Source organism: Demequina pelophila (genome assembly GCF_000971175.1).
Lineage (GTDB): Bacteria > Actinomycetota > Actinomycetes > Actinomycetales > Demequinaceae > Demequina > Demequina pelophila.
Genome location: NZ_BBLY01000004.1, coordinates 482,644 through 504,248, shown reverse-complemented (window position 1 = coordinate 504,248; position 21,605 = coordinate 482,644). Strand labels below are relative to the sequence as shown.

General features: G+C 72.1%; 20 protein-coding genes, 2 tRNA genes and 1 pseudogene. 12 read left to right on the top strand and 11 right to left on the bottom strand.

Annotation, left to right across the window (positions count from 1 at the left end):
* Nucleotides 1-482: 482 nt before the first annotated feature.
* Nucleotides 483-1,751 (bottom strand): tyrosine--tRNA ligase, encoded by a 1,269-nt coding sequence (gene tyrS, locus AOM03_RS08060; RefSeq protein ID WP_062380102.1) that lies wholly within the window; start codon nucleotides 1,749-1,751, stop codon nucleotides 483-485.
* An 83-nt stretch (nucleotides 1,752-1,834) separates the two neighbouring features.
* A complete protein-coding gene (locus AOM03_RS08055; protein WP_227589932.1) occupies nucleotides 1,835-2,395 on the bottom strand; it encodes a nucleoside/nucleotide kinase family protein in 561 nt (186 codons plus the stop codon).
* A gap of 22 nt (nucleotides 2,396-2,417) precedes the next feature.
* On the opposite strand from AOM03_RS08055, the gene AOM03_RS08050 reads away from it, so the two are divergent.
* Nucleotides 2,418-2,891, top strand: a complete 474-nt coding sequence (locus AOM03_RS08050) for a YbaK/EbsC family protein (RefSeq protein WP_062380100.1) — start codon at nucleotides 2,418-2,420, stop codon at nucleotides 2,889-2,891.
* A 109-nt stretch (nucleotides 2,892-3,000) separates the two neighbouring features.
* Here the strand turns inward: AOM03_RS08050 and ettA are convergent, their stop codons facing one another.
* The 4 genes from ettA to AOM03_RS08025 all read right to left on the bottom strand — a co-directional run bounded on the left by ettA (nucleotide 3,001) and on the right by AOM03_RS08025 (nucleotide 8,617).
* Nucleotides 3,001-4,683, bottom strand: a complete 1,683-nt coding sequence (gene ettA, locus AOM03_RS08045) for an energy-dependent translational throttle protein EttA (RefSeq protein ID WP_062380098.1) — start codon at nucleotides 4,681-4,683, stop codon at nucleotides 3,001-3,003.
* 149 nt (nucleotides 4,684-4,832) lie between these two features.
* Nucleotides 4,833-5,450 carry a single-stranded DNA-binding protein gene (locus tag AOM03_RS08040; protein ID WP_082092249.1) on the bottom strand — a complete coding sequence of 206 codons (618 nt, stop codon included), beginning with the start codon at nucleotides 5,448-5,450 and terminating at the stop codon, nucleotides 4,833-4,835.
* A gap of 210 nt (nucleotides 5,451-5,660) precedes the next feature.
* Nucleotides 5,661-7,031, bottom strand: a complete 1,371-nt coding sequence (locus tag AOM03_RS08030; protein ID WP_062380092.1) for a GTPase — start codon at nucleotides 7,029-7,031, stop codon at nucleotides 5,661-5,663.
* Entirely contained in the window at nucleotides 7,028-8,617 is a 1,590-nt protein-coding gene (locus tag AOM03_RS08025) for a GTPase domain-containing protein (protein WP_062380090.1), read from the bottom strand. Before AOM03_RS08025 ends, AOM03_RS08030 begins: the two co-directional genes overlap by 4 nt.
* Nucleotides 8,618-8,745: 128 nt before the next feature.
* Here AOM03_RS08025 and AOM03_RS08020 point away from each other — a divergent pair.
* The 5 genes from AOM03_RS08020 to AOM03_RS08000 all read left to right on the top strand — a co-directional run bounded on the left by AOM03_RS08020 (nucleotide 8,746) and on the right by AOM03_RS08000 (nucleotide 13,935).
* Nucleotides 8,746-8,822: transfer RNA gene (locus tag AOM03_RS08020), tRNA-Arg, on the top strand.
* 246 nt (nucleotides 8,823-9,068) lie between these two features.
* Nucleotides 9,069-10,628, top strand: a complete 1,560-nt coding sequence (locus AOM03_RS08015) for a Re/Si-specific NAD(P)(+) transhydrogenase subunit alpha (RefSeq protein WP_062380087.1) — start codon at nucleotides 9,069-9,071, stop codon at nucleotides 10,626-10,628.
* A complete protein-coding gene (gene pntB, locus AOM03_RS08010; RefSeq protein WP_062380085.1) occupies nucleotides 10,625-12,055 on the top strand; it encodes a Re/Si-specific NAD(P)(+) transhydrogenase subunit beta in 1,431 nt (476 codons plus the stop codon). The genes AOM03_RS08015 and pntB overlap by 4 nt, the downstream gene beginning before the upstream one ends.
* Nucleotides 12,056-12,223: 168 nt before the next feature.
* Complete coding sequence (locus tag AOM03_RS08005) at nucleotides 12,224-12,832, top strand: TetR/AcrR family transcriptional regulator (RefSeq protein WP_062380083.1); 609 nt, start codon at nucleotides 12,224-12,226, stop codon at nucleotides 12,830-12,832.
* Entirely contained in the window at nucleotides 12,829-13,935 is a 1,107-nt protein-coding gene (locus tag AOM03_RS08000; RefSeq protein WP_062380081.1) for an NADH:flavin oxidoreductase/NADH oxidase, read from the top strand. The genes AOM03_RS08005 and AOM03_RS08000 overlap by 4 nt, the downstream gene beginning before the upstream one ends.
* A gap of 61 nt (nucleotides 13,936-13,996) precedes the next feature.
* Here the strand turns inward: AOM03_RS08000 and AOM03_RS07995 are convergent, their stop codons facing one another.
* From AOM03_RS07995 to AOM03_RS07985, 3 genes are read right to left on the bottom strand one after another with little or no spacing between them, the layout of a single operon-like run.
* Nucleotides 13,997-14,755, bottom strand: coding sequence for a hypothetical protein (locus tag AOM03_RS07995; RefSeq protein ID WP_062380079.1), 759 nt, complete (start codon nucleotides 14,753-14,755; stop codon nucleotides 13,997-13,999).
* Nucleotides 14,752-15,657 (bottom strand): ABC transporter ATP-binding protein, encoded by a 906-nt coding sequence (locus AOM03_RS07990; RefSeq protein WP_062380077.1) that lies wholly within the window; start codon nucleotides 15,655-15,657, stop codon nucleotides 14,752-14,754. Before AOM03_RS07990 ends, AOM03_RS07995 begins: the two co-directional genes overlap by 4 nt.
* Entirely contained in the window at nucleotides 15,654-16,010 is a 357-nt protein-coding gene (locus AOM03_RS07985; protein ID WP_062380074.1) for a GntR family transcriptional regulator, read from the bottom strand. Before AOM03_RS07985 ends, AOM03_RS07990 begins: the two co-directional genes overlap by 4 nt.
* A 136-nt stretch (nucleotides 16,011-16,146) precedes the next feature.
* Between AOM03_RS07985 and orn the strand changes: the two genes are divergently transcribed.
* On the top strand, nucleotides 16,147-16,758 hold the full coding sequence (gene orn / locus AOM03_RS07980) for an oligoribonuclease (protein ID WP_062380072.1): 612 nt from the start codon (nucleotides 16,147-16,149) through the stop codon (nucleotides 16,756-16,758).
* Nucleotides 16,759-16,867: 109 nt separating this feature from the next.
* A tRNA-His gene (locus tag AOM03_RS07975) sits at nucleotides 16,868-16,940 on the top strand.
* Between the two features lie 130 nt (nucleotides 16,941-17,070).
* On the opposite strand, the gene AOM03_RS07970 is transcribed toward AOM03_RS07975, so the two are convergent.
* Nucleotides 17,071-17,331 (bottom strand): GlsB/YeaQ/YmgE family stress response membrane protein, encoded by a 261-nt coding sequence (locus AOM03_RS07970; protein WP_062380070.1) that lies wholly within the window; start codon nucleotides 17,329-17,331, stop codon nucleotides 17,071-17,073.
* Between the two features lie 98 nt (nucleotides 17,332-17,429).
* Between AOM03_RS07970 and AOM03_RS07965 the strand changes: the two genes are divergently transcribed.
* Nucleotides 17,430-18,095, top strand: coding sequence for a DUF4126 domain-containing protein (locus AOM03_RS07965; protein ID WP_062380068.1), 666 nt, complete (start codon nucleotides 17,430-17,432; stop codon nucleotides 18,093-18,095).
* A gap of 75 nt (nucleotides 18,096-18,170) precedes the next feature.
* Here the strand turns inward: AOM03_RS07965 and AOM03_RS07960 are convergent.
* Nucleotides 18,171-18,893 (bottom strand): annotated as a pseudogene (locus tag AOM03_RS07960) (ABC transporter ATP-binding protein); the annotation flags it as partial.
* 173 nt (nucleotides 18,894-19,066) lie between these two features.
* Here AOM03_RS07960 and AOM03_RS07955 point away from each other — a divergent pair.
* The 3 genes from AOM03_RS07955 to AOM03_RS07945 all read left to right on the top strand — a co-directional run bounded on the left by AOM03_RS07955 (nucleotide 19,067) and on the right by AOM03_RS07945 (nucleotide 21,566).
* Nucleotides 19,067-19,756, top strand: coding sequence for an ABC transporter permease (locus AOM03_RS07955; protein ID WP_227589931.1), 690 nt, complete (start codon nucleotides 19,067-19,069; stop codon nucleotides 19,754-19,756).
* Complete coding sequence (locus AOM03_RS07950) at nucleotides 19,753-20,490, top strand: ABC transporter permease (RefSeq protein WP_062380184.1); 738 nt, start codon at nucleotides 19,753-19,755, stop codon at nucleotides 20,488-20,490. Before AOM03_RS07955 ends, AOM03_RS07950 begins: the two co-directional genes overlap by 4 nt.
* Before the next feature lie 68 nt (nucleotides 20,491-20,558).
* On the top strand, nucleotides 20,559-21,566 hold the full coding sequence (locus tag AOM03_RS07945) for a glycine betaine ABC transporter substrate-binding protein (protein ID WP_062380065.1): 1,008 nt from the start codon (nucleotides 20,559-20,561) through the stop codon (nucleotides 21,564-21,566).
* The last annotated feature ends 39 nt before the right edge of the window (nucleotides 21,567-21,605 follow it).

Genomic DNA, 21,605 nt, shown 5'->3' with positions numbered 1-21,605 from the left:
TTCAACCTTACTCTTCGCTGTTCCGCCTGTCAAATCCGCCTTGCCGGCCGATTCGATCTGGGGAGCTGCTCGAGCTCGGGCGATTCCGTGCGTGGTGCGGGGCCTTGCGGCCCGCCGCTTCCGCGGAATCTTGCGTGGTCACCCTGGCGGCCCTCTTGCGAGTTCCTGCCCTGGGCAACCCCTCTAACTTACCGTGTCGCTTTCGCCGTGTCAAATCGGCCGTTCCGGCCGATTGTCTGCGGTGAGAGCTCCAGGCTCGTCATCCCGTGCGTGGTGCAGGACGCTCAGGCGTCCGCCGCTTCCGCGGGATCGAGGCTTGTTGCTTCGTGGCGCGATCCGCGGGGCCTGTGTGGTCCTCCGCTTTTCGCTTCCGTCGTTGGCAACGGGGAATAACTTAAGTCGCCGTGCGCCCCTGCGTCAAATCTCGTGAATCTCGGGCGTGTCGCGCCGAAAAGCCCTGGCAGAGCGTCGTATGGGGGGCATCACTCCCCTGGCGTGCGCACCAGACCCACGGACTTCTTTCCCCGCCGCACCACGATCCAGCCGCCGGCCAGGGCGTGCTCGGCAGACAGGGCGAGTTCGGCATCGTCCACACGCACGTTGTTGACGTACGCGCCGCCGTCCTCGATCGCGCGGCGAGCGGCCTTGCGAGAGTCGACGATGCCCGCGGCGACGAGCGCGTCGACGACCGTGGCGCCGGGCTCGACGTCGACGCCGCCCAGCTCGCGCGCGCAGCCCTCGAGCGTGCCGGCGTCGAGCGATCCGAGCTCGCCGCGTCCGAAGAGCGCCTGCGAGGCGTCGACCGCGCCCTGTGCGGCGGCCTCGCCGTGCACGAGTCGCGTCACCTCCCACGCCAGGGTGCGCTGCGCCTCGCGTCGGAACGGCTCCTCGGCGACCTTGACCTCGAGCGCGGCGATCTCCTCGCGCGAGAGGAAGGTGAACACCTTGAGGTAGCCGATCACGTCGGCGTCCGCCTGGTTCAGCCAGAACTGGTAGAAGGCGTAGGGGCTCGTGAGGTCCGCGTCGAGCCACACGGTGCCCGACTCTGTCTTGCCGAACTTGGTGCCGTCCGCCTTGGTGATGAGCGGCGTCGACAGCGCGTGCACGGAGACGCCCTCAGCCTTGCGCGTGAGCTCCGTGCCCGAGGTGAGGTTGCCCCACTGGTCGGAGCCGCCGGTCTGGAGCGTGCAGCCGTAGCGCCGGTACAGCTCGAGGTAGTCCATGCCCTGCATGACCTGGTAGCTGAACTCGGTGTAGGAGATGCCGTCGTCCGAGTTGAGCCGGCGAGCGACGGTGTCCTTCGCGATCATGGTGCCCAGGCGGAAGTACTTGCCCACGTCGCGCAGCAGCTCGATCGCGGTCATGTCCTTGGTCCACTCGTAGTTGTTGACCATCCGCGCGGGGTTGTCTCCGTCGAAGCGCATGAAGGGCTCGATCTGCCCGCGGATGCGCTCGACCCACTGGTGGACCACCTCGACGGGGTTGAGCGTGCGCTCCCCCGCCATCTTCGGGTCACCGATCAGTCCGGTGGCGCCGCCCACGAGCATGAGCGGGTGGTGCCCCGCGTCCTGGAAGCGCCGGACGGTGAGGATCTGGACCAGGTTGCCGATGTGCAGGCTCGGCGCGGTCGGGTCGAAGCCGCAGTACAGCGTGATCGGGCCCGCGTCGAGGGCGGCGCGCAGCTCGTCGTCACCGGTGGTCTGGGAGATGAGGCCGCGCCAGGCGAGCTCGTCGAGGATGTGCTCAGTCATGATGCGGCCATTGTGCCAGGACGATGCGCCGCCTCCGAGGGGCGGCGGTCCCCCGCGGTTTGCGGAGACTGGCGCGCGCCGGCTCAGTCGGGGACGCGGGCCGCACCGTCGACGAGCACGTGTGCGGCGGCCCGGGTGCCCTCGGCGGCGAGGTGCGCGTCCTCCACGCCATGCCACCGGTCCCACTCGGGAGCCATGGCCTCGCCGTCGCGCTCCACGCCCCGCGCACGCCGCAGCGGCCACGGCGCCTCGACGAAGACGACGAGCGACGCATGCTCGCGCGCCGCGCGGGAGGCGACGCCCACTCCCTCGACGACCAGTGCATCGGCGACGGGCACCCGGACCTCCTCGGCCCGCGCGGAGGAGAGCCAGTCCCACCGCCGGAACGTCCCGGGCCGGCGGCGCGACAGCGGCTCGAGCACGCCGTCGACGAGCACGCGGTCGAGCGTGGCGAGGCCGTCCCAGCCCTCATACATGTCGTCGGCGTGGAGCACCTGCGCGCCCAGTGCGGCTCCCAGGCGCTCGCCGAGCGTGGTCTTGCCGGAGCCGGCGGGCCCGTCGACGAGCACGAGCCGGGTCCGCCCCAGCCGCGGCGCGGAGGCGCGGACGCGGGCGATCATCTCGCTCACCCCCGCGTTCAACATGGGGCGAGGATACGGTGGAGGCATGCACCCGTCGAGCACGGCCATCAGGACGATCCTCGAGGGCGCGGGGCTGCACAGCGAGGTCCGCTCCCTGGCCGCTTCGACGCACACGGCCGCAGAGGCGGCCGCCACGCTCGATTGCGAGGTGGGGGCGATCGCCTCGAGCCTCGTCTTCCTCGCCGACGCGGAGCCCATCCTGGTCCTCGCCTCGGGCGCGCACCGGGTCGACACCACAGTGCTCGCCGGGCAGATCGGGGCACAGGCGGTCACCCGGGCCTCGGCCGACGAGGTGCGGCTGGCGACCGGGCAGCCGATCGGCGGCGTCTCGCCGGTGGGGCATCCGCGGCCCCTGCGGACCTACATCGACGTGGAGCTCAAGGAGCACGGGGAACTCTGGGCGGCGGCGGGCACCCCGAACGCGGTGTTCGAGATCGCGTACGACCAGTTGAAGGAGCTCACCGACGCGACCGAGGTCGTCGTCGACGGGGCAGTCTGAGCCGCGCGACTCCTCGAGCTCCTTGCCACGCCCGTGGCAGACGCGAAACCGGCCCCCGCCTCCCCGGTGAGGGGCGCGAGGGCCGGTCGGTGCGCGGAGCGGCCGCGCGTCAGTCGCGCGTGAGCTTGCGGTACGTGACGCGGTGCGGGCGCGCGGCGTCCGCGCCCAGGCGCTCGACCTTGTTCTTCTCGTAGGACTCGAAGTTGCCCTCGAACCAGAACCACTTCGACGGGTCCTCGTCCGTGCCCTCGTAGGCGAGGATGTGCGTCGCGACGCGGTCGAGGAACCAGCGGTCGTGGGAGACCACCACGGCGCAGCCGGGGAACTCGAGCAGCGCGTTCTCGAGCGAGCCGAGGGTCTCGACGTCGAGGTCGTTGGTCGGCTCGTCGAGAAGCAGAACGTTGCCGCCCTCCTTGAGCGTGAGCGCCAGGTTGAGGCGGTTACGCTCACCGCCCGACAGGACGCCGGCGGGCTTCTGCTGGTCCGGGCCCTTGAAGCCGAAGGCACTCACGTAGGCGCGCGAGGGCATCTCGACCTTGCCGACGTTGATGTAGTCGAGTCCGTCGGAGACGACCTCCCACAGCGTCTTGTCGGGGTCGATGCCGCCGCGGCTCTGATCGACGTAGGAGACCTGGACGGTCTCGCCGACCTTGAGGTCGCCGTCGTCGAGCGACTCGAGGCCCACGATGGTCTTGAACAGGGTCGTCTTGCCGACGCCGTTGGGGCCGATGACGCCCACGATGCCGTTGCGCGGCAGCGAGAACGACAGCCCGTCGATGAGGACGCGGTCGCCGAAGCCCTTCTTGAGGTCCTTCGCCTCGATGACCGTGGAGCCCAGGCGCGGGCCCGGCGGGATCTGGATCTCCTCGAAGTCGAGCTTCCTGGTGCGCTCCGCCTCGGCCGCCATCTCCTCGTAGCGGGCCAGACGCGCCTTCGACTTGGTCTGGCGCCCCTTCGCATTCGAGCGCACCCACTCGAGCTCCTCCTTGAGGCGCTTCGCGAGCTTCGCGTCCTTCTTGCCCTGGACCTGGAGGCGCTCCTGCTTCTTCTCGAGGTAGGTCGAGTAGTTGCCCTCGTACGGGTAGAGGCGGCCGCGGTCCACCTCGCAGATCCACTCCGCGACGTGGTCGAGGAAGTAGCGGTCGTGGGTGACGGCGAGCACGGCGCCGGGGTACTTCGCGAGGTGCTGCTCGAGCCACAGGACGGACTCGGCGTCGAGGTGGTTGGTGGGCTCGTCGAGCAGCAGCAGGTCGGGCTTCTCGAGGAGCAGCTTGCACAGCGCGACGCGGCGGCGCTCACCACCCGAGAGCACGGTCACGTCCGCGTCGGGCGCCGGGCAGCGCAGCGCGTCCATCGCCTGCTCGAGCTGCGCGTCGAGGTCCCAGGCGTTGGCGTGGTCGAGCTCCTCCTGGAGGGTGCCCATCTCCGCCAGCAGCTTGTCGTAGTCCGCGTCGGGGTCGGCCATCTCCTCGGAGATCTGGTTGAAGCGGTCGAGCTTCGCGTAGATCTCGCCCACGCCCTCGCGGACGTTGCCGATGACGTCCTTCTCCTCGTTGAGCGGGGGCTCCTGGAGCAGGATGCCGACGGTGTAGCCCGGCGTCAGACGTGCCTCGCCGTTCGACGGCTGCTCGAGGCCCGCCATGATCTTGAGGATCGTCGACTTTCCGGCGCCGTTGGGGCCCACCACACCGATCTTGGCGCCCGGGTAGAACGCCATCGTCACGTCGTCGAGGATGACCTTGTCGCCGTGCGCCTTGCGCGCCTTCTGCATGGTGTAGATGAATTCAGCCACTGCCGCTCCGTTGATCGTCCTGCCAGGCGCGGGGCGCCCGGATGCCGACCCATAGCCTACGCGGTCGCCGCACGCGGCCGGGGGCCGGCCCGGCGCCCGCCCGACGGCGGGCCGGAGCCTGCGTCCGGGCGCCGCCGCCCCGCGCACGCTCAGGCGCGGGCGGCGGTCACGGAGCCGAGCCCGGCCTCCTCGTCCGGCTCGTCGTCCACGTCCTCGTCGACGGCGCCGTCCATGCCATCGTCGTCCCGCCCCTCGCCCGTGGCGATCTCCCAGCGGGAGTCGTCCTGCGCGTCGTCCTCGAGCGCTGCAGCCGGCTCCTCGGCCGCCCCGGCCCGTGCCTCGGCCTCGTCACGCGCCGCAAACGCGGTCGCCGCGGGCGAGCCGGCGGTCTCGGCGATGTCCGGCGCGCCCGACGCGCGCCGGAACTCGGCGACGCCCCGCGTGATGTCGGGCCCGATCGCGGTGGCGTCGATGATCAGGTCGGTGCGCGGACCGTCCTTGGACTCCCAGGTGCTGGTGCGCAGGCGTCCGGTAACCACGACGGGTATCGACTTGTGGATCGACTTCGGCAGCAGCAGCGCCGGTCCGCGGAACACCCTCACGGTGAACCACTCGGTGACGCCGTCCGCCCACGCGTTGCGGTTCCGGTCGAAGAAGCGCGGCGTCGAGGCGAGCCGGAACGAGGCGACGTCGAGCCCTCCCTGTCCCACCCGCGCGTTCACGTCGGTCGCGACCCAGCCGGTCACGGTCACGGTCAATTCGTTCATGGTGTCCTCCCCTTGCCGCACGGTGCGGCCCTGCCAGGGTGGGCGGGGGACGAGGGACGATGCGCGGGAGCCCGGGCAATCAGTGGAACCCGGGCAGGCGGGCGGCCTGGGGACATCGGCGGCGGCACGCGACCGTGCCGCGGCGCGGGGCACGTGGACGCGGGGCTACGTCGCGGGTCCGCGCGAGCGCGAGACCGCGCGTCCGCGCAGCTACGCGGACGCCGGGGCGTCGGCGCCCGGCGACACCGGCTTCTGCGCCCGGGCGTAGACGGTGAGCTCGTCGAGGTTGCGGTAGGCCTGATGGATGAGCTCGGTCGGCTCGACCAGCAGCGGCGCGACCACCCGCGCGATCGCCTCGCGCCCGGCCTCACGTGTCGCCTGCGACGCGCGCGACGCGGCGGCGCGGCGTCCCCACCACGTGGGGTGCTTCTCGGCCGACGGCCAGCCCACCGTCGCGAGCGCCGACGTGATCTCCTCTGCCAGTCGCGGACCCGGCGCGACCGCCTCGGCGATCACGATCCTCCAGGTCACGGGCAGCCCCTCGGACGCGGCGTCGACCCAGTCGAGCCGCTCGCGCTCGGCGACCTCGACCCTCATGGGAGGCAGGTCGGGGATGGCGTGGGACCTGCCCGCCACGACCGCGCCGACGGCCTCGGCGCGCGCATCCACGCCCGCGGCGGCGGCGAGCGAGTCGACCAGCTCACGAACATCCGGCAGCACCGGCTCCGCGTCGCGCGACAGCGCCCGCTCGAGCGTGCGGCCGGCGTCGACCAGGTCGGACGCGACCGCATCGGCGGCAACGGTGCGGGCCTGGACGGCGCCCTCCAGCTCGGCGCGGAGCACGTCCACGCCCTGGCCGGTACGGGCGCTCGCCGGCAGCACCGGCACCTCGTGCAGCCCATCGAGCGAGAGCAGGCGCTGCAGGTCGCGCACCACCTCCCAGGCGTCCTCGGTGCTGAGCCGGTCGACGTGGTTGAGCACCACCAGCGACGGGTGGCCCGTCTCCGCGGCGGACTCGAGGTACTGCGTGTGGATCGCGTCGTCCGCGTACTTCTGCGGGTCCATCACCCACAGCAGGAGGTCGACGCGCGGCGCGATGCGGTCGACCAGCGCGCGGTTGGCCGGGTCGACCGAGTCGTGGTCGGGCAGGTCGAGCAGGACCAGCCCGCGCAGGCGCGTGAAGTCGTCGTCGAGCTCGGTCTGCGCGAGGTGGTGGCGGTGGCCGCGGCCGATCTCGAGCCAGTCGAGCAGCGGCTCGGCCGGGTCGGGCCCCCACACCGCGGCGCTCACCTCGGACGTGGTGGGACGGGCCGCGCCGGCGACCGCGAAGGACCCTCCGGTGATCGCGTTGAACAGGCTCGACTTGCCCGACCCGGTGCCGCCGGCCAGGGCGACCACCGTGAAGTCGATGCCCAGACGCAGGCGCTCGTCGCATCGGTCGATGGCCGCGACGAGCTCCTCGCGGATGCCTGCCGGGATCGCCTCGCGCGCCCACTCGAGCGAGGAGCGCAGGCGCTCGACCCGCGCGGCGAGCGCCGCCGCGTCGTCCGACGGGCCCACCATGTCGAAGCTCACGCTCACAGCAACCCCCTCAGCTCCGCCCGGCGCAGCCGGATCTTGGACGAGGCATCCGGCATGAGCGACGGGATGTCCGTGGGCTTCATCATGTCGAGCGCCTCACGGTTGACGCAGTGGCGGCGAGCGGCCGCGAGCTCCTCGCGCGCCGCGTCGACCGCGTCGCCCACGGCCTGCGAGGTGAGCAGCATGAGCGCGGTGCGGGCCTCGTCGACGCCGAGCGCGGCGCTCGCGAGTGCGGTGGTGAGTCCGGGCTCCCCCACGACCTGGATGCCGGACTCGGAGCCAGGCAGGTCGAGCACGATCTCCTGGCACCGATGCATCCATCGCCGGGCGGCGTCGGCGGCCTGGCGCTCGCGGACCTCGCGGGTGTCGCGCGGGTCGCGGCGCTCGGCGAGCCACGGGCCCACGCCGGTCTCGGCGCGGCGCAGCGCCTCCGTCATCGCGTCCGAGACGGACGACGCGGCGAACACCAGGCGCGACTCCACGGCCGCGAGGACGTCCTGATAGATGGCGTGCAGTTCTGCGTCGCGGCGTTCGCGCGCGTGCGCCCGGCGCACCCACATGCTGTTGCGCAGGCGGAACAGCACGCCTCCCTCGCCGGTCGCCTGAGCCCAGCGGGTGGTGACGGCGCCCGTGGGGATGGTCTCCCACCAGCGGTCGCCGCCCTCGTTCTCCGCGGCGGCGGCGCAGCGGCGCACCTCGGAGCGGACGTCCTTGGCGGCGGCGGACTGGTCGTCCATCGCCTCGGCGAGCGTCTCGAGCCACTCCTTGAGCGCCTCGGCCGAGCCGTGCAGGGTGCGCTCGACGATGGTGGCGGCCGAGGCGGACGCGACTGAGTCGAGCCAGCGGCCCAGCCCGCCCACGACGTCACGGGGCACGCTCGCGCGGCCCGCGGTGTCCTCGGGGATCACGAACAGCGGCAGCGACTCGAGGTGCTCGGCGGCGAGCCGCGACACCAGCTCGCGGCGCACCTGCGCGGCGACGTCGACCGTGACGCGGTTGAGCACCACCGCGATGGAGGCGCCCCGGTCCGCGCCCGACCGGATCGCCTCCCACGGCACCGCGTCGCCGTAGCGCGCCGGGGTGGTGACGAAGACCCATAGATCCGCGGCCTCGAGCAGCTCGTGCGCGATCTCGCGGTTCTCGTCCCGCACCGAGTCCAGGTCCGGGGAGTCGACGATCGCGAGGCCGCGCGGGACGGCCTCCGTCGCGATCACCTTGGCGCGCTGGGCGACCTCGGTGAGCACCTGGGTGTCGAGCGGGTGGTGGAACAGGTGGGGCACGCGGGTGGTGGGACGCAGCACGCCCGACGGGGTGAGCTCCTCCCCCACCAGCGAGTTCACGACGGTCGACTTGCCCGCGCCGGTCGACCCGGCGACCACCACGATCGCGGGCGAGGCCTGCTCGCGCACGCGCGGGATCAGGTGATGGTCGAGCTGGTCGAGCATGCGGCGAACCGACGCACGCGCCTCCTCCGCACCCGTCGTGGGAAGGGGGAGCTCGACGCCCGCGACCACGCGCCGGGTGTCGACGAGGGCATCGAGGAGGGCGCCGGGGTACGACCAGGTCTTGATCGGCCGGATGCTCATGCGTCCGGTTCACCTCTGCGCGCCATGCGTGCCAGGATAGCGCCCGCATGTCTACCAGGACGCACGGAGGGTCCGCCCCGACCGTCTCCCGCGCACCACTACCCTGGTGGGGCGCCACCGCGCGCCATGCCCTCGTAGCTCAGCTGGATAGAGCATCGGACTTCTAATCCGCAGGTCGCAGGTTCGAGTCCTGCCGGGGGCGCCACGCCGAGCGGCGCCGAGCAGAGACGCGCGTCGCATCGTCCGCAGCGAGGCGGCGACCTCATTCCTGGGCCCGAACTCCCGCACGCTCCCCAGGGTGCGTCCACTAGCATTCCCCAGAGGCGAGCACATGCCCGGCCCGCGACCCAGTCCCCGTCGTCGCGCCGGCGTTACTCAGTTCGCCCCGGCCCGCCCTGACGCTGCACACCTCGCCCCGGGCGGGCTCCGGGGGAACGGAACAGGAACAGCGATGAAGATAGGGGTCCCCGCGGAGACCCGCCCAGGAGAGCGACTCGTCGGTGCGAGCCCGGCCTCCGTCGCCCAGCTGATCAAGCTGGGGTACGACGTGGCCGTGGAGTCCGGCGCCGGCACGGCCGCGAGCTTCCTGGACGAGCAGTACGAGCAGGCGGGCGCCTCGCTCGTCACGGCCGCCGAGGCCTGGGGCGCGGACATCGTCACGTGCGTCAACACGCCGGGCGCCGAGCAGATCGCCCAGCTGCGCGAGGGCGCGACCCTCGTGTCGATGATGGCGCCGCAGTCGAGCCCCGAGCTGCTCGAGACGCTCAATGCGCGCCGCATCACCGCGCTCGCGCTCGACGCCGTGCCGCGCATCTCGCGCGCGCAGGCGCTCGACGTGCTCTCGACCCTGTCCAACGTGGCCGGCTACCGCGCGGTCATCGAGGCGGCGGAGCACTACGGCGGCATGTTCACCGGCCAGGTCACCGCGGCCGGCAAGACCGCGCCCGCGACCGTCTTCGTCATCGGCGCCGGCGTCGCCGGCCTCGCCGCGATCGGCGCGGCCTCGAGCCTGGGCGGCCAGGTGCGCGGCTTCGACGTGCGCCCCGAGGTCGCGGACCAGATCGAGTCCATGGGCGGCACGTTCGTCCACGCGCCGCAGGCGCAGCAGGAGATCTCGGCGGACGGCTACGCGAAGCCCCTCACGCAGGAGCAGCAGGACGCCGCGATGGGCGTCTACGCGATCGAGGCCGCCAAGGCGGACGTGATCATCACCACCGCGCTCGTGCGCGGCTCGGCTCCCACGACGATCACGGCGGAGATGGTCGCGAGCATGCGCCCCGGCTCCGTCATCGTCGACCTCGCCGCGTCCGGCGGCGGCAACTGCGAGCTCACCGTCCCGGGCGAGACCATCGTCTCGGACAACGGCGTGACCGTGATCGGGTACACCGACCTCACGAGCCGCATGCCGCGTCACACCTCGCAGCTGTTCGGCACGAACATCGTCCACCTCATGGCGCTCGTCACCCCCGAGAAGGACGGCGAGCTCACGCTGAACTTCGAGGACCCGGTCCAGCGCGGCATGACCGTCGCGCACGCCGGCGACATCATGTGGCCGCCGCCGCCCGTCGCGGTCTCGGCCGCCCCGGCCGCCGCCCCGCAGGGCCCCACCGCGGAGGAGCTCGCCGAGCAGGCCGCCGCGGCCCAGGCCGCAGCCGAGCGCAAGGCCAAGCGCCGCAACTGGCTGTACGGCGCAGGCGCGCTCGCCGCCCTGGCGCTGCTCACCTTCTCCGACGAGGAGACGGTCAAGCACCTCACGGTGCTCGCCCTCGCGGTGATCGTGGGCTTCTACGTCATCTCCAACGTCAAGCACTCGCTGCACACGCCGCTGATGTCCCAGACCAACGCGATCTCGGGAATCATCCTCGTGGGCGCGCTGCTGCAGATCGGCTCGTCCGACGTGATCGTCTCCACGCTCGCGTTCATCGCGGCCGCAGTCGCCAGCATCAACATCTTCGGTGGCTTCCTGGTCACCTACCGGATGCTCGGCATGTTCCGGAAGGACGCGTCATGACCCTCGTCTCCCTCGCCCAGGCGACCTACGTGGTCGCCGCGGTGCTCTTCATCCTGTCCCTCGCGGGCCTGGCCAAGGAGGACACCGCCAAGCGCGGCAACATCCTCGGCATGATCGGCATGGGCCTGGCCCTCGCGGCGACCGTGGTGCTCGCCCTCGAGCAGTCCGAGCGCTCCGTGCTCGTCACCGCCCTGCTCATCGCGGGCGTGTTCCTCATCGGCATCACCGTGGGCATGTGGCGCGCCCGCACCGTCGAGATGACCCAGATGCCCGAGCTCATCGCGATGCTCCACTCCTTCGTGGGACTCGCGGCCGTGCTCGTGGGCTTCAACTCCTACCTCGAGGCCGACCACGCGGACGCCGTCCACCAGGTCGAGGTCTTCCTGGGCGTGTTCATCGGTGCCATCACGTTCACCGGCTCGATCGTCGCGTACCTCAAGCTGTCCGCGAAGATGAAGTCGAGCCCGCTCACGCTGCCCGGCCGCAACCTGCTGAACATGGGCGCCGTGGTGGTCAGCCTGGGCCTCATGGGCTGGTTCCTCACGACCGGCGCGTTCGCGGACGACTCGGCGGGCCTCATCCCGCTGATCATCATGACGATCATCGCCCTCGTGCTCGGCTTCCACCTGGTGGCCGCGATCGGCGGCGGCGACATGCCCGTCGTCGTGTCGATGCTCAACTCGTACTCCGGCTGGGCCGCGGCCGCCGCGGGCCTCATGCTCGAGAACGACCTGCTCATCGTCACCGGCGCGCTCGTCGGCTCGTCCGGCGCGATCCTCTCGTACATCATGTGCAAGGCGATGAACCGCGCCTTCCTGTCCGTCATCCTGGGCGGGTTCGGCGCCACGGCGACCGCCGCATCGTCCGCGGGCCCGCAGGGCGACCACCGCGAGGTCAAGTCGCCCGAGGCCGCGGAGCTGCTCGCCGGCGCCCGCTCGGTGGTCATCGTGCCGGGCTACGGCATGGCCGTCGCGAAGGCGCAGTACCCGGTCGCGGAGCTCGTCGAGAACCTGCGTTCGCACGGCGTCGAGGTGCGCTTCGGCGTCCACCCCGTCGCCGGCCGCCTGCCGGGTCACATGAACGTGCTCCTCGCCGAGGCGAAGGTGCCGTACGACATCGTGCTCGAGATGGACGAGATCAACGACGACTTCCCGGAGACGGACGTGGTCCTCGTGATCGGCGCGAACGACGTGGTCAACCCCTCGGCCATGGAGGACCCGGGCTCGCCGCTGGCCGGCATGCCCGTCCTCGAGGTGTGGAACGCGAAGCAGTGCATCGTGTTCAAGCGCTCGATGGCCACCGGCTACGCGGGCGTCCAGAACCCGCTGTTCTTCCGCGAGAACACGGCGATGCTGTTCGGCGACGCCAAGGCCCAGGTCGAGGAGATCGTCACCTCGCTGCGCACGCAGCAGGGCGTCGGGGCCTAGCCTCCCGCCGGTCGACGGCCCCGTCTCCCGCGAGGGAGGCGGGGCCGTTTCGCGTCCCTTGACCAGGGACGATGCGGTGGCCGGGCGGGGCGGGACCGGGGACGATGCGCGGGCCGGGTGGGACCCGCATCGGCCTGGGCACCTGGTCGCGCGACTAGGCTGGCCGCCATGGCAATCGACCCCCGTTTCGTCCGCTCCGCGGACGCCCTCCGCGAGGCCGTGCTGGAATTGGCCGCGGAGCAGCCGATCGAGCGCGTCGCCGTGACGGAGATCGCCCGCCGCGCCGGGGTGACGAGGGCGACGTTCTACAACCACGCGACGTCGCCGCAGGCGCTGCTCGCGGCCGCGCTGGGCGACGAGCTGGACGAGATGCGCGCCCGCTTCCTCGCAGACGTCGAGGCGGATCGCCGGCACATCGCCGAGTCCTGGCGGAGCTCGACGACCGACGTCGCGCGGCACATCCTGCGCCACGAGGCCGTGTACCGCGCCGGCCTCGCGCCGTCGGCGGACCGGGACGGCACGGCCCTCGCCGAGCTGCTGGCGCAGCACATCGAGGACACCCTCGCCGCCTACCGTGAGACGCTGGGCACCGCCCCGGCGGACCCGGAGGAGTCCGCCCGGCTGGCCATGCGGGCCTCGTTCCAGAGCCACGGCGTGGTCGGCGCGTTCCGGGCGTGGCTCGCGGCACCGCGGATGCTCCCGCTGGACGACGCGGTCACCGTGATCATGGACGCGGTCTCGCCGCGATGGTTCGACTCCGAGGAGGCCCCCGCATGAGCGCCGCGCTCTTCACCCCGATCCCCCTGCGCGACGTGACGGTCCGCAACCGCCTGTGGGTGAGCCCGCTGTGCCAGTACTCGTGCGAGGAGCGCGACGGCGTGCCGAACGACTGGCACCTGGTCCACCTGGGCTCCTTCGCGCGCGGCGGCGCGGGCCTCGTCATGGCGGAGGCCACGGCGGTGGTCCCCGAGGGCCGCATCTCTCCCTGGGACACGGGGATCTGGGACGACGCACAGGTCCAGGCCTGGCGCCGCGTCACCGACTTCATCGCGGGCCAGGGCGCGGTGCCCGCGATCCAGCTCGCGCACGCCGGCCGCAAGGCCTCGACGTACCGCGAGTGGTCCGGCCGAGGCACGGTGCCCGCCGAGGACGGCGGCTGGACCACGGTCGCGCCGTCGCCCATCGCCTTCCCAGGCTACGAGCCGCCGGTCGCGCTCGACGAGGGCGGCATCGCGGACGTCGTCGAGGCCTTCGCGGCGGCCGCGCGGCGCGCGCTCGACGCCGGCTTCGCGGTGCTCGAGGTCCACGCCGCGCACGGCTACCTGCTCCATCAGTTCCTCTCCCCCGCCTCCAACGTGCGCACCGACCGGTGGGGCGGCTCGCTCGAGAACCGCGCGCGCCTGCTGCTCGAGGTCACGCGGCGCGTGCGCGAGGTCGCGGGCGACGGGGTGCCCGTGCTGGTGCGCGTGTCCGCGACCGACTGGATCGAGCCCGCGGGCTGGACCCTCGACGAGTCCGTCACGGTCGCGGGCTGGCTGAGCGAGGCCGGCGCGGACGTCATCGACACGTCGACCGGCGGGCTGCTGCTCGCCTCGATCCCCGTGGGCCCGGGCTACCAGGTGCCGCACGCGGAGGCGATCCGCTCGGGCGCCGGGATCGTCACCACGGCCGTCGGCCTCATCGCGGACGCCCGCCAGGCCGAGGAGATCGTCGCCTCCGGCCAGGCGGACGCGGTCTTCGCCGGCCGGGAGTTCATGCGCGACCCGCACTTCGCGCTGCGCGCGGCGCACGAGCTGGACGTCGACATCGACTACTGGCCCGTCCAGTACCGGCGCGCGCCGTTCGACGCCCGCCCCAGCCTCACGCACGCGGAGGACTGAACGCGAGACCGGCCGGTGCATCGTCCCCAGGAACGATGCACCGGCCGGGCCGGGCGCAGGACTACCCGCGGGCGGGTGCGCGCCGCAGCGCCACCCAGCCCAGGACCGCGAGCACCACGGTGACCGGGAGGGTCCAGGCGAGGATCCCCACCAGCGGGGTCTCCGTGAAGAAGCGGCCCACCGGCCCCCACCCCGCGTCCAGGAGCCACCAGGTCAGGCCCAGCAGGACCAGGGACAGCGCGCCGAAGAAGGCGTACAGCCCCGTGGCGCGCCACCGCACGTACATCGCCCCGATGAGCAGGCCGATCACGGCGAACAACGCGATGAGCGTGAAGAAGTGGAAGACGATCTCCCCGAAGGAGCGGTCGTACAGGTACGCCGGGGCGTACAGCGAGCCGCCCATCCCCCAGCCGTCGGTCGCGCGCTCGACCAGAGCCAGCACTCCGATGCCCGTGGAGAACATCGCCGCCGTGATGAGGAAGAAGGCGAGCGTGCCCAGGTAGTAGTCGCGCCGCGTGGCCGAGAATCCGAGCGCGAAGCGGAACGTCGCGTTGGTCGCCTGGATCGCGATCGACATGAGGTAGAAGACGATCCAGGAGATGCCGCCGCTGTAGCGGAACGCGTCCGCGTCCAGGTCCGGCCCGGCGTAGTGGCTGATGATCGCCCAGATCGCGAGCATCATCGCGTGGATGGCGAACAGGATGAGCCACGGCAGCAGGACCGCGGGCCACGGGTTGGCCACGTGCATGCGCATGACGTTGCCGATGCGCCGGCCGGGCGAGGAGAGCGCGGCGGGGCGCTCGTGGGCGAGGGCGGTCATGACGAGGCCTCCTCGGTGGTGTGGGTGCGGGCGTCGTGGGGGTCGCCGCCGGTGCGGCGGACGATGAGCTGCTGGAGCGAGACGGCGGTGACCTCGAGCCCGGACTCCGCGGCGCGCGCCTTGTCGTGCGCGGACAGGCCGGCGACCGTGGCCGACGCGATGCCGCCCACCCGCTCGCGGCTCATGACGTCCCGGCCGGCGACGAACGCCTCGACGTCCGCGTGACGGCCCACCACGGTGGAGGCGGTGCCGCGCAGGTCCTCGGCCTCCTCGTCGATGACGATCCGGCCGCCGTGGATCACGATCACCCGCTCGAGCAGGTCCGCCGCCTCGTCGATGAGGTGCGTCGAGAGCACCACGGTGCGGGGGTGCTCGGCATAGTCCTCGAGCAGGCGGTCGTAGAAGACGTGCCGGGCGACGGCGTCGAGCCCGGCGTAGGGCTCGTCGAGCAGCGTGAGCTCCGCCCGCGAGGCGATGCCCACGATGGCGCCGAGCGCCGAGCGCTGACCGCGCGACATCTTCTTCACCGGGCGCGACAGCGGCACGTCGAAGTCCGCGACCAGGCGGTCCGCGAGCGCGGCGTCGTAGTGGGGGAAGAAGTGCGGCGCCATCGCCAGCACGTGGCGGCCCCGGTACGAGTCCGGGTAGCTCTGCGACTCCTTGATGAAGCACACGCGCGACAGCACGCGCGGGTTCTCGACCGGGCGCTCCCCGAAGACCCGCAGGGTCCCGGAGGTGGCGAAGTCCTGCCCCGTGATGAGGTTCATCAGGGTGGTCTTGCCGGCGCCGTTGCGGCCCAGCAGGCCCGTGATGGCGCCCTCCGGGATCGCGAAGCTCGCCGCGTCCACGGCCGTGACGGCGCCGAACGTCTTGGTGACCCGGGTGGCCTCGACCGCCGTCATCGCGTCGCCTCCGTCCGGATCATGTCCCGAAGGCGGTCGGCGTCGATGCCGAGCCGCGCCGCCTCCGCGATCAGCGGGCGCACATACTGCGCGCTGAACGCCTCCTGACGCTGCGCGACCAGCCGGTCCCGCGCGCCGTCTGCCACGAACATGCCTACTCCCCTTCGCTTGATGAGCACCCCGGCGTCCACCAGTCGGTTGACGCCCTTGAGCGCGGTCGCCGGGTTGATGCGGTGGAAGGCGGCGAGCTCGTTGATCGAGGGCACCTGCGCGCCCTCGGGGCTCGAGCCGTCGAGGATCTGATCCTCGAGCAGCTGCGCGATCTGAAGAAAGATCGGCCGCTCGTCGTCCACGCCACGCCTCCGGTTTATTGGTTAGTTACTGACCTAACTAACTAAATCACGGGGTGGCGCGGGCGTCAAGCCGAACCCGGCCCGCGCATCGGCCCGCCCCCGGAGGTCCCACCGCCCCGCCACTACAGTGGTCGCCATGACTGACACCCCCCTGGTCTGGATCGACTGCGAGATGACGGGCCTCGACGTGGGGACCGACGCCCTGGTCGAGGTGGCGTGCCTGGTCACGGACGCCGAGCTCAACGTGCTGGGCGACGGCGTCTCCGTGGTGATCAAGCCCTCCGACGAGGCGCTCGCCGGCATGAGCGACTTCGTGCGGAACATGCACGTCACGTCGGGCCTCATGCCCGAGCTCGCGCACGGCACCACCGTGGAGGACGCGCAGGCGCGCGTGCTCGCCTACATCAAGGAGCACGTCCCGGTCGCCGGCAAGGCGCACCTCGCGGGCAACACCGTGGGCATGGACCGTCTGTTCCTCGAGCGCGACATGCCCGAGGTGATCGGCCACCTCCACTACCGCGTGGTGGACGTGAGCTCGCTCAAGGAGCTCGTGCGCCGGTGGTACCCGCGAGTGTTCTTCCAGGCCCCCGCCAAGACCGGCGGGCACCGCGCGCTGGGCGACATCCGCGACTCGCTCACGGAGCTGCGCTACTACCGCGAGACGGTGCTCGCGCCGCTCCCCGGCCCGGACTCGGACGCCGCCAAGGCCGCCGCCGAGCGCGTCGCGGCGACCGCCGCATCGTCCTAGGTCGGCCGGCCGACGGGCCCGGAGCGACACCGCCGGCCGGTCCCGGCGGGACTGTCACAGGTCCCGGTCCAGGTCCGTTACACTGGTCTCCGGCCCTTTGGGGCCAATGGTGGCTATAGCTCAGTTGGTAGAGCACCGCGTTGTGGTCGCGGGGGCCGCGGGTTCAAGTCCCGTTAGCCACCCCGAGCCGAAGGCCCCCTCCATCCGGAGGGGGCCTTCGTCGTGCCTGGGGCACGAGCACCGAGCCCGCCCGTACACGCAACGAGGCCCCCGACCGCCGCAGCGGTCGAGGGCCTCGGGAGGCCTGAGGGCCTAGGACTTCTTCGAGAAGACCGCGGTCCAGATCGCGATGAGCACCATCGCGACGGCCACGCTCAGGCCGAGCGAGATCCAGTCGATGCCGTCGGTGTCGCCGCCGCCCAGCAGGTTGGTCCAGACGAAGCGGCCACCGATCGCGCCGCCCACACCCAGCAGGATGGTGACGAGGATGCCGATGTTCTGCTTGCCCGGCATGATGACGCGAGCAAGGATGCCGATGCCGAGACCGGCGAGGATGGTCAGAAGCCAGCCCATGGTGTTCTCCCTATCGATGTGACGCCGGTCACACGCCGGCATGAGGAGACTATCCTGGGGTCCGCGCTGCGGCACGGCGCAAGGTCCTAGGAGGAAAAATGTTCGCAGCCCTCACGGGCGTCGGCCTGTCCGCGGCGGCGGGCCTCAACGCGTTCATCCCGCTCGTGCTGGTGGGATTGTTCGCGCGCTTCACGGACTTCATCGTCCTCCCCGACCACCTCGACTGGCTGCAGTCGTGGCCCGCGATCATCATCGGGCTGGGCCTGCTGGCGCTCGAGCTCGTCCTGGACAAGATCCCCGGCGTCGACCACATCAACGACCTGCTCCAGTCGCTCATCCGCCCCGTCGTGGGAGGCGTGATCTTCGCCGCGACGGCCGCGGCGGAGGTGATCGACCAGTCGAACTTCTGGCAGGACAACCCGCTCATCGCCGGCATCGTCGGCGCGATCGTCGCGGCGCTCATCCACGCCGGCAAGGCGGCCTCGCGCCCCGCGGTCAACGCCGCGACGGCCGGCACGGGCGCGCCGCTCGCGTCGTTCGCGGAGGACGCCACCTCGGTGGGCCTGAGCCTCGTCGCGATCTTCGTCCCCGTGCTGGTCGTGTTCGTGCTCATCGCGATGGGGGTGGTCTTCTATCGCATCGTCACCACGGGTCGGCGGCGCCGGCGGCGCCGCGCCCTGCTGGAGGCGGAGGAGCGCGCCGAGCGCGAGGAACGCGCCGCGGCGGGCATGAAGGCGCCCTGGTGGAGGGGCCGCTGGCGCTGACGCGCCCGCCCCGGCCGAGGCAACGGCCGGGGACGATGCGCGGGCTCAGGCCGCGCGCGGCTCGCCGAAGTCGGCGAGGAAGTCCGCGACGAAGTCGTTGGCGGGGGCCTCGGTGACCTCGCGCGGGGTCCCGAGCTGCTGCAGCACTCCCCCGCTTCCCATGACCGCGATCCGGTCCGCGAGCAGCACCGCCTCGCGCATGTCGTGGGTGACCATGACCACCGTGGTGCCCAGCTCGCGCTGCAGGGCCTGGAACTCGCCCTGGAGTCGGCGTCGGCCCTGCGGGTCCACCGCGCCGAACGGCTCGTCCATGAGCATCACCGGCGGCCTGGCCGCGAGCGCCCGGGCGACGCCCACGCGCTGACGCTCGCCCCCCGACAGCTCGTGGGGGTAGCGGTCGCCGTAGGTGTCCTGCGGCAGCCCCACCAGTTCCAGCAGCTCGCGAACCCGCGACCGGATGCGGTCGCGCTCCCACTTGAGCAGCCGCGGCACGGTGCCGACGTTCTGCGCGACCGTCCGGTGCGGGAACAGGCCCACGTGCTGGATGACGTAGCCGATCCCCCGGCGCAGCTCGACGGGGTCCGCCGCGGTGACGTCCTCGCCGCCCACGCGGATGGCGCCGTCGCTGGGCTCGACCAGGCGGTTGATCATGCGCAGGGTGGTCGACTTGCCGCAGCCCGACGGGCCCACCAGTGCGAGCACCTCCCCGCCGCGCACCTCGAGATCGAGCGCGTCGACGGCGACGGTGCCGTCGGCGTAGACCTTGCGGACGGAGTCCAGGGCGATGCCGGTGTCCATTCCTCCACGCTATCGTGCGCGGCGTGGGCGGCCCGCCGCGCCCCCGCTCGCTCCGCACCCCGCCTCAACCCAGTGCCCCCGCAACCCTGCGACCCTGCGACCCTGCGACCCTGCGACCCTGCGACCCCGTGCCCCTGCATCCCCGTGCCCCCGCAACCCTGTACGGTCGAGTGGTGGATGACAACCCCTGGCTGTCGCTCGACTACCTGCGGCGCAGCGGCGACGAGGTGCTCGACCACCTCCTCATCCACGTCTCCCTCACGCTCCAGGCGGTGGCCATCGCCCTGGCGATCGCGCTGCCGCTGGCGATCCTCGCGCGGCGCCTGCCGCGCCTGTCCGGCCCCATCCTGGGTGTGACCGGCGTGCTCTACACGATCCCCTCGCTCGCGCTGTTCGCGCTCCTCGCGCCCTACACGGGCATCGGGCGCACCACCGTGCTGATCGGGCTCGTCGCGTACGCGCTGCTGGTGCTGGTGCGGAACACCATCGTGGGGCTCGAGGGCGTCGACCGGGACGTGGTCGACGCCGCCCGCGGGCTCGGATACTCGCGCACCCGCCTGCTCTTCACGGTCGAGCTCCCCAACGCGCTGCCCAGCATCGTCGCCGGCCTGCGCCTCGCCACGGTGACCACGGTGGCGCTCGTGACGGTGGGCGTGGTGGTCGGCTACGGCGGCCTGGGCCAGCTGATGTTCCGCGGACTGCAGTCCAACTACCGCGCGCAGATCGCGACCAGCTCCCTGCTGTGCATCGCGCTGGCGCTGGTGCTCGACGTGCTCATCCTCCTGCTCGCCCGGTGGGCCATGCCGTGGACGCGCACGCGCCGCCGCGCCTCCCGCGCGGCATCCCCGGAGTCCGCCGCATGAGCGTCCTGGCCGACGCGTGGGACTACCTCACCGACCCCTTCAGCTGGGTGGGCGCGAACGGCATGTTCGGGGAGAACTTCGACGGGTCGGTGCGCTTCCAGCGCGACTCGATCCTCGCGCTCACGCTCGAGCACCTCTACATGTCCATCGCCGCGGTGGGGATCGCGACCGCGATCGCGCTACCGCTCGGGCTGTGGCTGGGCCACCTGCGCCGGGGCGGCACCGCGACCACCGTGGTCTCCAACGTCTCCCGAGCGATGCCGACGGTCGCGCTGCTGACCCTGTTCGCCGCATCGTCCATCGGGTTCGGCAACCGCGCGGTCATCATCGCCGCCGCGATCTTCGCCTTCCCGCCCATCCTCACCAACGCGTACACGGGCATGGCGGGTGTCGACCGGGACGTGCGCGACGCGGCGTTCGGGCAGGGGATGTCGCGCCGCCAGGTGGCGCTGCGCGTGGAGCTGCCCCTCGCGGTGCCGCTCGTCGCGGCGGGGCTGCGCACCTCGGCGACGCAGACCGTCGCCACGGTGCCGCTCGCGGCGCTGGTCGCCGGCGGCGGGCTGGGCGTGATCATCAACAACGGGCTCGCGACGCAGCGGTACGGACAGGTCCTCGCGGGCGGCCTCCTGGTCGCCGCGCTCGCGCTGGGGACCGATGCACTGCTCGCCCGGCTGCAGCGCCGCGTCACCCCCGCTCCCCTGCGGGCGGCGGCGCGGGCGACGGCCGGCGCGTGAGGCCGGCGAAATAGGCCCGCGTGGACCAGGGTTGACACCAGGGACATCACCGACGGAGGTTAGAGACCATGCGCACCACCGGAATGCTCGCGGCGGCCACGGCCGCCGCCCTCATCCTCGCGGGCTGCGGCTCCGGGTCCGAGACCGAGGCGACGGAGGACGCCGCCTCCGACGCCACGACCGGCACCTCCGGCGACGCCACCGCGGCCGCCGTTCAATGCCAGCCCGTGCCGGGCGAGTCGATCGTGGTCCTCGATGACGACCTGATGCTGCAGAACTCTGACAACATGATCCCGGCGATCAACGCGGACGCCGCCTCCGACGAGGTGGTCGCGGCGCTCGACGCGGTCTCCGCGGTGCTCACCACCGAGGACCTCATCGCGCTGAACAAGGCCGTCGACATCGACCGCCAGACCTCCAAGGAGGCCGCGGTCGCGTTCGTCGAGGCCGAGGGCATCACCTCGCCCGCGACCGGCTCGGGCTCGCTCGTGGTGGGCACCGCGAACTTCTCCGAGAACATCACCGTGGGCGAGATCTACGCGACGGTGCTGCAGGACGCGGGCTTCGACGTCGAGGTGCGCACCGTGGGCAACCGCGAGACCTACCTGCCGGCGCTCACCGGCGGCGAGGTCGACATCGTGCCCGAGTACGCCGCCACCGTCACCGAGTTCCTCAACCGGTCCATCAACGGCGCCGAGGCGGACCCCGTGGCCTCGGGCGACATCGCCGAGACCGTCGCGGCCCTGGAGCCCCTCGCCGAGGAGTCGGGCCTGGTGTTCGGCGCCGCCTCGGAGGCGCAGGACCAGAATGCCTTCGCCGTCACCCAGGACTTCGCCGACGAGTACGAGGTGACCTCGCTGACGGAGCTCGCCGAGACCTGCGGCGAGATCTCGCTGGGCGGCCCGCCGGAGTGCCCCGAGCGCACCTTCTGCGGCCTGGGCCTCGAGGAGGAGTACGGCATCGAGATCGTCCAGTTCGAGTCGCTCGACGCGGGCGGCCCGCTCACCAAGACCGCGATCCAGCAGGGTCAGGTCATGGTCGGGCTGGTCTTCTCCTCGGACGGCGCGCTCGGGTAGCCGATTAGGGGACGATGGACGGCCCGCCCCCTCTTGGGG

What these genes read in the sequence shown, in the direction of transcription:
- tyrS (WP_062380102.1), bottom strand. Translation starts at nt 1,751, where the DNA reads ATGACTGAGCACATCCTCGACGAGCTCGCCTGGCGCGGCCTCATCTCC.
- AOM03_RS08055 (WP_227589932.1), bottom strand. Translation starts at nt 2,395, where the DNA reads ATGTTGAACGCGGGGGTGAGCGAGATGATCGCCCGCGTCCGCGCCTCC.
- AOM03_RS08050 (WP_062380100.1), top strand. Translation starts at nt 2,418, where the DNA reads ATGCACCCGTCGAGCACGGCCATCAGGACGATCCTCGAGGGCGCGGGG.
- AOM03_RS08040 (WP_082092249.1), bottom strand. Translation starts at nt 5,450, where the DNA reads ATGAACGAATTGACCGTGACCGTGACCGGCTGGGTCGCGACCGACGTG.
- AOM03_RS08025 (WP_062380090.1), bottom strand. Translation starts at nt 8,617, where the DNA reads ATGAGCATCCGGCCGATCAAGACCTGGTCGTACCCCGGCGCCCTCCTC.
- AOM03_RS08015 (WP_062380087.1), top strand. Translation starts at nt 9,069, where the DNA reads ATGAAGATAGGGGTCCCCGCGGAGACCCGCCCAGGAGAGCGACTCGTC.
- pntB (WP_062380085.1), top strand. Translation starts at nt 10,625, where the DNA reads ATGACCCTCGTCTCCCTCGCCCAGGCGACCTACGTGGTCGCCGCGGTG.
- AOM03_RS08005 (WP_062380083.1), top strand. Translation starts at nt 12,224, where the DNA reads ATGGCAATCGACCCCCGTTTCGTCCGCTCCGCGGACGCCCTCCGCGAG.
- AOM03_RS08000 (WP_062380081.1), top strand. Translation starts at nt 12,829, where the DNA reads ATGAGCGCCGCGCTCTTCACCCCGATCCCCCTGCGCGACGTGACGGTC.
- AOM03_RS07995 (WP_062380079.1), bottom strand. Translation starts at nt 14,755, where the DNA reads ATGACCGCCCTCGCCCACGAGCGCCCCGCCGCGCTCTCCTCGCCCGGC.
- AOM03_RS07990 (WP_062380077.1), bottom strand. Translation starts at nt 15,657, where the DNA reads ATGACGGCGGTCGAGGCCACCCGGGTCACCAAGACGTTCGGCGCCGTC.
- orn (WP_062380072.1), top strand. Translation starts at nt 16,147, where the DNA reads ATGACTGACACCCCCCTGGTCTGGATCGACTGCGAGATGACGGGCCTC.
- AOM03_RS07970 (WP_062380070.1), bottom strand. Translation starts at nt 17,331, where the DNA reads ATGGGCTGGCTTCTGACCATCCTCGCCGGTCTCGGCATCGGCATCCTT.
- AOM03_RS07965 (WP_062380068.1), top strand. Translation starts at nt 17,430, where the DNA reads ATGTTCGCAGCCCTCACGGGCGTCGGCCTGTCCGCGGCGGCGGGCCTC.
- AOM03_RS07950 (WP_062380184.1), top strand. Translation starts at nt 19,753, where the DNA reads ATGAGCGTCCTGGCCGACGCGTGGGACTACCTCACCGACCCCTTCAGC.
- AOM03_RS07945 (WP_062380065.1), top strand. Translation starts at nt 20,559, where the DNA reads ATGCGCACCACCGGAATGCTCGCGGCGGCCACGGCCGCCGCCCTCATC.